Raw genomic sequence first — 11,948 nt, 5'->3', positions numbered from 1 at the left:
GTTACCTTGCCATTACAGAAATAAAATAATCGAAGCACATGCAAAACGCAGCACCACTTGTACCAACATACAGTAGTGCTGCAAATCGGTCTTTAGTTCAAACTTGCGTTATCTTTTTACTCAGATACCAGCGCATTCGCAAAATCATCCAGCAAATCCTGGGTATCTTCTATACCGACAGAAACGCGTATCAAGGAATCCGCTATCTCCATCTCGGCACGGCGTTCTGCCCCCATCTCAAAGAAAATGGTGTGTGCAACCGGAATAACAAGAGTGCGGGTATCACCAAGATGCGTTGCATTGATCGCCAGCTTCAGACGGTTCAGGTAATCAAAGCAATCAATCTCGGGTTTTAACTCAAAGCTGAACAAGGCACCATAGGCAGCAAACAACTCCGTCGCCAGGACATGCTGTGGATGATCTGGCAAGCCTGGATAATGTACCGCTGCCACACGCGGGTCGGTAGCCAGCATTTTTGCAAGCGCCAGGGCGTTGGCACATTCCCTGTCCATGCGCAAGGCAATGGTTTCTGCGCCGACTGCAACCTGGTGTGCTGCATCTGGTGAAAGCGAGGCACCAAAGTCACGCAAGGCCTTGGCCCTGATTTGTGCCAGGCCCTGCATTTGCGCAGGCTGTTTGCGGAAGTTGGCGGCAATATTTGGAAATGCGCTCCAGTCAAACAAACCAGTATCCGTCAAGGCACCACCCAGTACATTGCCATGTCCGGCGATGGATTTAGTCAGCGAATTGATCACCAGGCCTGCATGTACAACTTTGGGCTGGAACAGATAAGGCGAAGTCATGGTGTTATCGACCACAAACAGGATGCCTTTTTCACGGCACAACTCACCTATTTTTTTCAGATCAGCGATTTGCGTGCGTGGATTGGCGATAGTCTCGACAAACACCATGCGTGTCGCTGGTGTCAGTGCTGCCGCGACATGGCTTACATCCGTGGCATCTACCAGTGATACATCGACACCCTGTCCACCCACGGTTTGCCAAAGGCTATTGGTATTACCAAACAAGAATGAGGAAGACACTACATGGTCACCCTGGCGCAATAATGCCTGGAACACTGCACCTATGGCCGCCATGCCAGTCGCAAATGCGATGGTGGCAATTCCGCCTTCCATCTTGCTGATTTTTTCTTCCAGCGCAGAGACCGTAGGATTACCCTGGCGGCCATAACGGTAGCCAGATTGTTTATTCTGGAACACTGCCGCTAGATCACGCGCATCGCTGTAACCATACATAACTGACGTATGGATGGGCTTATGGACAGAACCATGCTCTATTTCTTTTTGTCTGTCGTTATGCAGGATGGTGGTAGTAAAACCGTATTTGGGTGATTGAGGTGTCGTGCTCATAGTGCTGGGATATGAATAGAAAATAAAAAGCGAGTTCTGGGAGTTTAACCCAGAACTCGCTTTTCCATTCTTGTACCAGGGCAGCAAGGCCCGCTAAATCAGTCCTTCAGCAAGAAAGCCTCTATCAATGCTGCCAATTTCTCTGGCTGGTCATGGTGCAGCATGTGCCCGGCATCCAGGATCATCTCTTTTTGTAGCTGCGGTATATGCTCCAGGCGCCTGTCTATTTCGAGACGTGCTTCTTCTTTAGGGCCCATCCAATGCCAGACATTGGTGTCATCTGCCTCCATCCACAATACTGGGGCAGTAATTTTTTGCCAGCAGGCCATGACCTCTTCCACTCTGTACAAGAGTGGACTGGTTTGCTTGTGGGCAGGGTCACCCAAAATCTCCCAGCAACCGGTGCTGGTTTCCTTGGCCCAATGAGCAGAAAGAAATGCCGCTCTTTCGTCCGACAGGCGAGGATTGGTTTTCTGCAAACGGGCGGCTACTTCTGCCTGCGAAGCATAAGTGCGCAGGCCAGCCTGGTTTTCCAGCTCATCCAGCCATTTCCTGTAGCGGCCAGGCGCCTGTTTGGGATGCGTCACCGGCATACCAAAGCCTTCAAGATTAATGAATTTGCGCACACGCTCTGGTCGCACGCCTGCATACAAACCAGCGACATTCGCGCCCATGCTATGCCCCAGCAGGTTCACAGGCTCATCCGGCGAAATATGTCTTAACAGCGCATCGAGGTCACCGAGGTAATCCGGGAACCAGTAAGTATCGACATTAGGCGATTCAGTCAATCCAAAACCACGCCAGTCAGGCGCAAGCACTTGCCAGTCCTGCTTCAGGCAATCGACGACAAACTGGAAAGACGCAGACACATCCATCCAGCCATGCAGCATGATGATCTTGGGCGCATCTTCCCGCCCCCAACTGCGCACATGGTATTGCAGGCCGCGGATATCAAGAAAAGATGTGCGTGAGGGCTTGAATAGAGGATTCATAAGAATTTAATATTTTTCATCTGGAAATACAGGCAAACGCCAGCCTGCAAAGCGCATTATCAAGTAGCATGATACTAATGCCTCAGGGCACTTGCAGCACAACCACACAATAGCACGACCGTTCGATTATTATAACGGAGACAGGATGAAGCAGTTGAACAAACTCAAAAACAAGACAAAAAACGATACAAAAGTTGACCATGTTGATCACTATGAGCAGCTCTACCACGAATTCAGGTGGGATGTACCCAGCAATTTCAATATCGCAGAAGCCTGCTGTCACCGTTGGGCAACAAAGCACAAGCATGCAAAGAAAACTGCCATCCTGTATGAAGACAGCGAAGGCAATAGTCGCCGCCTGACTTATCTGCAATTGCATGAACAAGCCAATCAGCTTGCCAATCTGTTCTTGCAGGAAGGCATACAGCGTGGTGACGTCATCGCCTGCATCTTGCCACAAAGGCCAGAAACCGCCATTACCATCATGGCTTGCCTGCAAATCGGTGCCATCGTGATGCCCCTGTCTTTTTTATTCGGGCCAGAGGCGCTGGAATACCGGTTGCAACACAGCCAGTCCATCGCCATCGTTCTGGATGGCAGTGGGATAAAGGCATTTGAAGAAATACGCAGCCGCTGTCCCGACCTGAAAACCGTGATTACCGTGGATTGTGACACCAGTAACGACATGCCGCCTTGCATAGACTGGGAAACACATGTACCCAACATGCCTGTCACCGCCAGCATTGCCGACACCCGCTCCAGCGACCCGGCCATCCTGATTTACACCAGTGGCACTACGGGTGCCCCCAAAGGTGCGCTGCTGCCGCATTCTGCCATTATCGGTAATCTGACTGGTTTTGTGGCATCGCAAAACTGGTTCCCGCAAGACGAAGATGTATTCTGGTCACCAGCTGACTGGGCCTGGACTGGCGGCTTGATGGATGCCTTATTGCCCACCCTGTATTTTGGCAAACCCATCGTTGGCTACCAGGGGCGTTTTACTGCAGAGACTGCCTACTACTTGCTGGAAAAATACCGGGTCACGAATACCTTCCTGTTTCCCACAGCCTTGAAAATGATGATGAAGGCTGAACCCAAGCCCAGGAAAAAATACAAGCTCGCCCTGCGCGCCGTCATGACTGCGGGTGAAGCTGTCGGTGATGCGGTCTTCAACTGGTGTGAAAAAGCCCTGCACATCACACCGAATGAAATGTTTGGCCAGACTGAAATGAACTATATCGTCGGCAATAGCAATCAATTTTGGCCCGCCAAACCCGGCAGCATGGGGCGGCCTTATCCTGGGCACAAGGTTGCCATCATTGATGACGATGGCAAGGAAGTGGCAGATGGTGAAATTGGCGAAGTTGCCATGAGCCGCTATGATGCCTACGGCCATCTTGACCCAGTATTCTTTCTTGGTTACTGGAAAAACGATACGGCAACCCGCAATAAATTTACTGGCGACTGGTGCAGGACTGGCGATCTGGCTACCCGCGACGCCGATGGCTACCTGTGGTATCAAGGTCGCGCAGATGATATGTTCAAGGCTGCAGGTTACCGCATAGGCCCCTCAGAAATCGAGAATTGCCTGGTCAAGCACGCAGCAGTGGCAAACGTCGCTGTCGTGCCAAAACCTGACAAAGAACGCGGCAACCTGGTTAAGGCGTATGTGGTGTTAAGCCAGGGGTTTCAGGGTGATGGTGCCCTGATCAAGGAATTGCAAGATCATGTGCGCGGCAAACTCGCCCCCTATGAATATCCGAAGGAGATAGAATTTATCGACGCCTTGCCTATGACCACCACAGGCAAAATACAGCGGCGCATATTACGGCTGCGTGAAGAAGAGCGCGCAGCAAAATAATTCAGACTACAATTCAAACCCGCTCAGTGCTGCGCCATCACCGTGGCACTGACCAGGTTGGCAACCTGGTCCAGCATCTCACTGATGGTCTTGCCATACAGTGTGCTATTGAACGCAGCACCATCGAAAACATGTTCACGCCCTACACTTACATTTCCCACAACGGTATTTGAAAATTCCTGCTGCGCCAGCAGTTGACCAGTACGTGCATCGTAGATACGCACATCCAGTTCTATGGCACGGGTTCTTTTTTGCGTCAGACCAAAAAGGTTGGTATCTATTTTGGTACCTGCATTGCGTATCTCACCCGAGACGATGTAGCGACTGGCATAAGTTTGCCCCAGTTGCTGCAAAAGATTCACTGGTGGCTGATCCTGCTGCCAGTCAAACGATAATAGATCAGGCGAGGTGCGCACCTGCACTTGCCGCTCACGCACGAGCCTGCGGGCAATCGCTTTGGGAAAACCCTGGGCCGCATCATCAATATCCTGTACCTGCACGGGCTTACTGACGGCAAAGCCTGTCAATACCAGGGCCTTATTGGGTGGCAAATTAGGCGGCAAACCGGGATCGGTCATTTGTGCGATGGAGTGCGCAGAAAAGAATGCGCCGAGTAAAATTAACGCGATCCGGTTTACCATTGAGCTGATTGAGCCGATTGATCTTATGCGTGCTGTCATAACATTCTTCAATGCAAGTGGTTTATCTTGATTACGACAGTAACAGCAACAACTTTAAGCATCCATTACAATCCTTCATTCACCAACCAGCCTTGACGAATCATATCCATGAGTTCATCTCTGATCATTACGTTAGTCAAATCCGACGATGCCGCTGCCGTACTCGCATTTGAACAGGAAAATCGCGACCATTTTGAAGAATGGATAGCCAGCCGCGGCAATGACTTTTATTGCCTGCCAGAAGTACGTTCCAGTCTGGAACAAGCCCAATATCTGGCCAATGCCAATCGTGAATACCACTACCTGGCCTGGCTAGAAAATGAAGTTGTCGGGCGTATCACCCTGCGCGGCGTTGAACAAGATCAATACCATAAAGCGTTTCTGGGCTACCGCTTCAGCCAGCGCCATGGTGGGCATGGCTATGCGACAGCAGCAGTCAATGCCGTAGTCAGCCAGGCATTTGAAGAACTCAAACTGAACCGGATTGAAGCGACCGTCATTATCGACAACCTGCCATCCCAAGCCATTATGCGCAAATGCGGCTTTACAGAATATGGCCACTCGCATACCTCGGTCTTTCGCAATGGTGTATGGCTGGATATGCTGCACTATGAAAAACTGAACGCGGTGCGCCCAGCCTGAATTGCGGCTCATCCCCAGTATTTTGCAGTTCATCGCAAAGCGGGGGCGGGCAAGGACAAAATTGGCAATACTGACACCAATGCAAACACCAACCATTGGAGAAAACCATGCGCCACATCTTGTTGATAGCTGCCCTGCTGCTCAGTTCTACCGCTTTTGCTGATGAGCAAACCCGTAACCTGCCCGCCTTCAAGACCATCAAGACCCGTAGCGCATTCAGCCTGGTGGTGGAAGTTGGCAAACCCCAGTCTGTACAAGTCAAGGGCAATGAAAGGTTTGTCAATAATGTCATTACTGAAGTCATCGGCGATGAACTGGTCATTTCATACAAAGAAAAGAATTCCATCAAGGTCAGTGACAACTCTCAGGTCATCATCAGCATCCCTGAGATGAGTCGGTTCAAGATGGAAGGCGCAGGCAAAACCGTATTGAATAATCTCTCTGGCCCGCACTTTGCCTTGTATTATGAAGGTGCAGGCATGCTGGTCGCGAATGGCAAGGTCAAATCATTTACCCTGCGGGCCGAGGGTGTAGGCTTGGTAGAAACCAAGGACCTGATTGCCGAGCAAGTGGATGTACGCATAGAAGGCATAGGTTCGGTATCCGTCAATGCCCGCGAGAGCCTGAATGCATCAGTACAAGGCATAGGCAGCCTGACTTATTATGGCCGCCCACGCAACGTCAGCAAGTCTGTGGATGGCATAGGCTCGGTGCGTGCTGGCGACTAAACAATATAAACAGTTCAGCTTGCTGCATCCTGCAGGGCACGCAGTTCATCTTCATCAAACCCTGCAGCTCTCCTGCCCTCCAGGTTAAAAGGTCCCCGCACAGGCGGGGCCTTGTATTTGCGAGTCATCTCGGCATATGTCGAAATGATATCCAAGCCCTGCTCTGCACACAATTTCTTGTACCAAAAATTGCCGATGGCGACATGGCCAATTTCATCATGCAGGATAATCGCCAGAATATTGGCAGCAGCCTGATCACCCGCCTGCGCCAGCTTGGCCATGACGGCAGGCGTCGCATCCAGGCCGCGTGCTTCCAGCGTGCGTGGCACCAGCGCAAGGCGAGCTAATAGATCACCCTTGGTTTTCTCTGCCATTTCCCACATGCTGTTATGCGCGGGGAAGTCTCCATAAGCAAAACCCTGGGTATGTAAATGTCCGACCAGCAATTGAAAGTGATAAGCCTCTTCCTTGACCACTTTCAACCAGTCCAGGTAAAACTGCGCAGGCATGCCAGCAAAACGCCAGATGATGTCTGCTGCCAGATTGACTGCATTCAACTCTATGTGCGCCAGTGCATGAATCAGCACCGCCCGGCCCTCTATCGTATTCATGGTACGCCGCCCCACCTTGCCCGGCGGCACCAGCTCAGGCTTGCTTAAACGCCCAGGTATACCTTCAGGCTCAGTAAAAACTGTAGCAACATCGAGCAAGGACTCCTTGAGAATTGCATGGATAGCCTCACATTTACGTTGAGGATCTGGTTCCAGTACTGCTGCCAATGCGCATGCTCTTAACTCATTAATAACTTTATCTTTCATATACATGTGAAGCAAGGCAAGTAAGTCCGCTGGGGTTTACAATACTGCTTTAGAACCAGTTTACGATCTGTAGCGAGCGAGCGTCAGCGGGGTCAGGCAACATAAAACGCAGCGCAAAAAGCGGAATGTACTCTATAGTACATGAGCATTTTGAGCAGCACATGAGCCCCGATCACGTTCGCTCGCTACAGATCGTAAGCAGGTTCTTAGCTAATAATGCGCCATTTTACGGAACAATCATGCCCATTTACCAATTCGGTGACCTAGTCCCAGAAATAGATGCCTCTGCCTATATTGCCGACAGTGCCAACATCATAGGCAAAGTCAAAATAGAAGCCAATGCCAGCATCTGGTTTGATGTCACCGTACGCGGTGACAATGAATTGATTACCATCAGTGAAAACAGCAATGTACAGGAAGGCAGCATTTTACATACGGATCCTGGCTATCCCATGGTGATAGGCAAACATGTCACTGTCGGCCATCAGGCCATGTTGCATGGCTGCACCGTTGGTGATGGCTCATTGATAGGCATACAGGCCGTTGTGCTAAACGGCGCAAAGATAGGTAAGAACTGTCTGGTTGGTGCTGGCGCACTGGTCACCGAAGGCAAGGAATTCCCTGACAACTCCCTCATCATAGGCTCGCCTGCCAAAGTAGTCAGAACACTGGGCGAAGCAGATATTGCCGGCCTGCAGCGCAATGCCGACACTTACGTAAAACGCGGGCAAGCCTTTAAAACACAACTGAAACGCATAGACTGATTTAGCGATAATAATGACTGATACCCTACAAAAATTCATGTTCGAACACGCCGGTGTACGCGGCGAAATGGTCGAACTGATCCACACCTGGCAACAAACCCTGGCCCGCAAGACTTATCCGGCTGCCGTACAAACCATATTGGGCGAGTTGATGGCCGCATCTGCACTGCTGTCCGCCAACCTGAAGTTTGATGGCACCATGATCATGCAAATCCATGGCGATGGCCCGGTCAAGCTGCTGGTGGTTGAATGCGATGCCGAACTGAAAATGCGCGCCACTGCCAAACTCAGTGAGCATGCCAATATTGCCGATGATGCCAGCCTGACTGACCTGATCCATTCCCACGGCAAAGGTCGTTTTGTGATCACTCTGGACCCGAACAATAAATTGCCAGGTCAGCAGGCTTACCAGGGCATCGTGCCGCTGGATGGCGACAGTATCGCGACTGTCATAGAAAACTATATGCAACGCTCTGAGCAGCTTGATACCAAGCTGTGGCTGGCAGCTGACGATCAGGTCGCGCGCGGCATGCTGCTGCAAAAACTGCCTAAAACTGGTGGTACTGAAGCGCAGGTGGAAGATGAAACCGAAGCCTGGAACCACGCCGTCATGCTGGGTGATACCCTCAAGCGCCCTGAATTACTAAGCACAGGCATAGACATACTTTTGCACCGTCTGTTTTGGGAAGAAACCATACGCGTATTCGACCCTTTGCACCCGCAATTCCAATGCAACTGCACGCGTGAAAAAGTCGGTGACATGCTGAGAATGCTGGGTGAAGAAGAAATACAGTCAGCCATTGCTGACCTGGGTACGCTGGATATCAATTGTGATTTCTGTGGCAAGCACTATGGCTTCGACAAGGTCGATTGCGCGCAGTTATTCGTTGCAAATACACTGACAGAAGGCACATTGAAAGCACCAGAAATCAAGCATTGATTTCCACCGGTCTGGCGACCACTGTTGCCGGACCCATTCCCTCTAAAATCGGCCTTGAATTCATCACTCTGCAAGACGACTTGATCACATAAGTCAATTACAACTTTTATTTTCTGCCATTGTTGAAAGCTCATTTTTCAGGAGACTTTCCATGATTCAGCAATGGTATAAAACAAATCCAGCAAACCTGCATCGAGGTATGGATATCGTACGCATAGGTGTCGCATTGATTATTTTGATGCATCCTCTGCATGGCTACACCCATATGGCAAATATCCCGCGCTTTGGTGATTTCCTGACTGAACTTGGTTATCCCTTTGGCACTGCCCTGGCATGGCTGGTATTGCTGGTACAAACTGCCAGCAGCCTGGCTCTGCTTACCAATCGCCTGGTCGTGCCTGCCTGCATAGGGCATATCGTCGTTATTTGCTTTGGATTGATCCATGTCCATGCCCAATACGGTTGGTATGTCGTTGGCCCGGGTCAAGGTGGCATGGAGTGGGGATTTATCCTGCTGACCAGTTTGCTAGGCGTCATGTGGGCATATTGGCCGCAACGAGATAAAAAAACAAATAAATAGGGCAATAAAAATATTTTCAAAAAACCTTTGACCCTGACATTAGGTGAGGCTTTATAGTCTCCCTCATTGAAGGAGATCAGGTATGTTATTGAAAATCGGTGAACTGGCCAGCCGTACTGGCCTGACCATACGCACACTACATCACTACGACAAAATTGGCTTGCTCAAGCCATCTGCCCGCTCAGAGGCAGGGTATCGCCTCTACGACAGGTCGGATATCAAGCGCCTGCATCACATTCAAGCCCTGCGCCGCCTGGACTTGTCACTGGCGGAAGTGGGCGATGTCATCAATGGTGCCAGTGGCGACTTGCACTGCATCATAGATGAGCAGATTTCTGGCCTGGATCAGCAAATTGCCCAGAGCATGGAGTTACGCGACAGACTGCAACAATTGTCTGACGTGTTGAAAGCTAAAAGCGAACCCAATCTGGAATATTGGCTTTCGACACTGGAAATGATGAGTTTGATAGGCAAGTACTTCAGCCGTGATGAAATTTTGCATATGCGTGAACTAGAGCTACAGGCAAAAAGCAAGCTTGAAACGCATATGTCGCCCCTTATCCAGGCAGCCAGGAGCTTGTTGGATCAAAAAACCTCGCCGCTTGATCCTGCGGCCAAGCAATTGGCCAGGGAATGGGTGCTAGCCATGAGCCAGATCATGCCTGATCCCAGATTACTCAGCAAATTCACTTTGATGCACAGAAAAGAACCTTCACTGCAGTCATTAAGCGGTGTGGATGATGAAATGATGGATTTCATCACCCAGGCATCAGTAGAGGTCAGGTACGACATTTACAGAAAACATCTGAGTGAAGAAGAGCTGAAGTATTTTCGTCACTCCTTTTTTAAAAATGCCGAATCCTGGACACGGATCTTTTCTGAGGTAAGGCAAAAAATGGCCCTGAACCTGCCACCTGAACACCCTGACGTGCAAGCCATTTTAATCAAGTGGCGCGCCCTGTTTATGGATGCCTGGGGTAACCATCTGCCTACCATGCTCAAGGTCAGGAGCATCCATGAAAAAGAGCCAGAGCTAAGCATAGGAGGCGGATTGACGCCATCCATCATTGCATACGCTCGCCAGGGAATGGCAATTCTCGAAAAGAATTACCTTGAAATGAAATAGAATTTAAGGAAACAGTATGAACGAAATAAACAAGAATACAGCCGACAGCAAGCCCAAGGGTATGTTCAAGGACAGTAATTTCCTGTGGATGATAGGCGGCGGCGCCATCTCCATGCTGGGTGATCAATTCACTTTAATTGCCCTGCCCTGGCTGGTGCTGAAGATGACCGGCGACACTTTAATACTGGGTATCGTGCTCGCACTGATCAGTGTGCCACGCGCATTGTTGATATTGCTGGGAGGTGCAGTGGTTGACCGCTATTCACCCAAGACAGTAATGATGCAAACCAAGTATATCAATACGCTGCTGCTGGGTATATTGAGTGCACTGATTTTTTACGGCAAGCTGGAATTATGGATGGTGTATGTCCTGGCCCTCGGTCTGGGTATCTCTACCGCCTTCAGCATACCTTCAGGCACATCCATGTTGCCACGTGTAGTCGCACCAGCCCAGTTGCAATCTGCGAATGGCACCATGCTGGGCGTGCGCCAGTTGACTATGTTCATTGGCCCTGTACTGGCAGGCTTGCTGATTGCCTTGTTCGGTACACATGAGCAAGGCATGGTCAACGATGCACAAGGATTGGCAGCGGCTTTCTTCTTTGATTGCTTCACCTACGCATTTTCTGCCTGGACACTGAGCAAGGTCAGGATGATTGACATGCCTGCGCCCACTGGCCTCGCTCCCATCGGACAAAAACCAGCATTGCTGCAATCACTGACAGAAGGTTTGCGTTATTGCTGGAATGAGAAACAATTGCGCAGTTGCTTCATCTATTGGGCAGCGATCGCCTTCTTCATCATGGGGCCGATACAGATTGCCTTGCCGGTCATGGCAAATCAGCTCAGCAATAGTGCCAGCGCACTGGGCTTGCTGGCTGGTTCACACGGTGCAGGCACGCTATTAGGTATGGCTTTGGCAGGCATGAAACCCAATCTGCGTTTTGGCAATCTGGGACGCACTATTTTGCTGGTCGATTTTATTGTGGGTATATTGTTTATCCCCATGGGCCTGATCAGCGCCAGCTGGCAAGGTGCGGGCATATTGTTAAGCGTAGGCATACTGGGTGGTTTTTTACATGTGGCAGTATTTACCTGGGTGCAAAAACAGGTACCACCAAATATGATAGGCCGTGCCATGAGCATGTTCATGTTTATCTTCATGGGCATAGGGCCAGTCTCGGCGGCATTTACAGGCTGGCTGCTGCGCGGCATCACTATTCCTCAATTATTCATGGGCAGTGGCAGCCTGTTGATATTGATCGTCGTCACGGCCACGCAAATCAGTCCTATCTCCAGAGTGACGGACAAGCGCACCACTGCATAAGTGCCAACCAGAAACTGACTCAGGCTGACAAAATCTGCCGCACTAAAGCCTGAGTCACTTCTGCATGGATCTCATTCATACCCAGGGCAATATCAAAATGCTACCGCCAGCATATTCCCT

Annotated in this window: 12 protein-coding genes; 8 read left to right on the top strand and 4 right to left on the bottom strand. The window is 50.3% G+C overall.

Features of this window, described 5'->3' with window-relative positions:
* Window positions 1-116: 116 nt before the first annotated feature.
* Together AC3WQT_RS06250 and AC3WQT_RS06245 are read right to left on the bottom strand one after the other, a co-directional pair.
* A complete protein-coding gene (locus tag AC3WQT_RS06250; RefSeq protein ID WP_492702926.1) occupies window positions 117-1,370 on the bottom strand; it encodes a cystathionine gamma-synthase family protein in 1,254 nt (417 codons plus the stop codon).
* Between the two features lie 98 nt (window positions 1,371-1,468).
* Window positions 1,469-2,362 (bottom strand): alpha/beta fold hydrolase, encoded by an 894-nt coding sequence (locus tag AC3WQT_RS06245; RefSeq protein WP_492702925.1) that lies wholly within the window; start codon window positions 2,360-2,362, stop codon window positions 1,469-1,471.
* A gap of 145 nt (window positions 2,363-2,507) precedes the next feature.
* Here AC3WQT_RS06245 and AC3WQT_RS06240 point away from each other — a divergent pair, with 145 nt between their 5' ends.
* Entirely contained in the window at window positions 2,508-4,223 is a 1,716-nt protein-coding gene (locus AC3WQT_RS06240; protein ID WP_492702924.1) for an acetate--CoA ligase, read from the top strand.
* Window positions 4,224-4,246: 23 nt separating this feature from the next.
* Here AC3WQT_RS06240 and AC3WQT_RS06235 read toward each other — a convergent pair whose 3' ends face one another.
* Window positions 4,247-4,801, bottom strand: coding sequence for a flagella assembly protein FlgT middle domain-containing protein (locus AC3WQT_RS06235; protein WP_492702923.1), 555 nt, complete (start codon window positions 4,799-4,801; stop codon window positions 4,247-4,249).
* A gap of 210 nt (window positions 4,802-5,011) precedes the next feature.
* Between AC3WQT_RS06235 and AC3WQT_RS06230 the strand changes: the two genes are divergently transcribed.
* Both AC3WQT_RS06230 and AC3WQT_RS06225 read left to right on the top strand, forming a co-directional pair.
* Entirely contained in the window at window positions 5,012-5,545 is a 534-nt protein-coding gene (locus AC3WQT_RS06230) for a GNAT family N-acetyltransferase (protein ID WP_492702922.1), read from the top strand.
* A 107-nt stretch (window positions 5,546-5,652) separates the two neighbouring features.
* Entirely contained in the window at window positions 5,653-6,273 is a 621-nt protein-coding gene (locus AC3WQT_RS06225) for a GIN domain-containing protein (RefSeq protein WP_492702921.1), read from the top strand.
* Between the two features lie 14 nt (window positions 6,274-6,287).
* Here the strand turns inward: AC3WQT_RS06225 and AC3WQT_RS06220 are convergent, their stop codons facing one another.
* Window positions 6,288-7,091, bottom strand: a complete 804-nt coding sequence (locus AC3WQT_RS06220) for a ferritin-like domain-containing protein (protein WP_492702920.1) — start codon at window positions 7,089-7,091, stop codon at window positions 6,288-6,290.
* A 239-nt stretch (window positions 7,092-7,330) separates the two neighbouring features.
* On the opposite strand from AC3WQT_RS06220, the gene AC3WQT_RS06215 reads away from it, so the two are divergent.
* From AC3WQT_RS06215 to AC3WQT_RS06195, 5 genes are all read left to right on the top strand, one after another.
* A complete protein-coding gene (locus tag AC3WQT_RS06215) occupies window positions 7,331-7,855 on the top strand; it encodes a gamma carbonic anhydrase family protein (protein WP_492702919.1) in 525 nt (174 codons plus the stop codon).
* Between the two features lie 13 nt (window positions 7,856-7,868).
* Window positions 7,869-8,795 carry an Hsp33 family molecular chaperone HslO gene (gene hslO / locus AC3WQT_RS06210; protein ID WP_492702918.1) on the top strand — a complete coding sequence of 309 codons (927 nt, stop codon included), beginning with the start codon at window positions 7,869-7,871 and terminating at the stop codon, window positions 8,793-8,795.
* A 151-nt stretch (window positions 8,796-8,946) separates the two neighbouring features.
* Window positions 8,947-9,375 (top strand): DoxX family protein, encoded by a 429-nt coding sequence (locus AC3WQT_RS06205; RefSeq protein WP_492702917.1) that lies wholly within the window; start codon window positions 8,947-8,949, stop codon window positions 9,373-9,375.
* Between the two features lie 82 nt (window positions 9,376-9,457).
* Entirely contained in the window at window positions 9,458-10,501 is a 1,044-nt protein-coding gene (locus AC3WQT_RS06200) for a MerR family transcriptional regulator (RefSeq protein WP_492702916.1), read from the top strand.
* 16 nt (window positions 10,502-10,517) lie between these two features.
* Window positions 10,518-11,828, top strand: coding sequence for an MFS transporter (locus AC3WQT_RS06195; protein WP_492702915.1), 1,311 nt, complete (start codon window positions 10,518-10,520; stop codon window positions 11,826-11,828).
* Window positions 11,829-11,948 lie beyond the last annotated feature (120 nt).

The organism is Undibacterium sp. FW305-107 (genome assembly GCF_058788535.1).
This window is presented reverse-complemented; position numbering and strand designations above follow the sequence as displayed.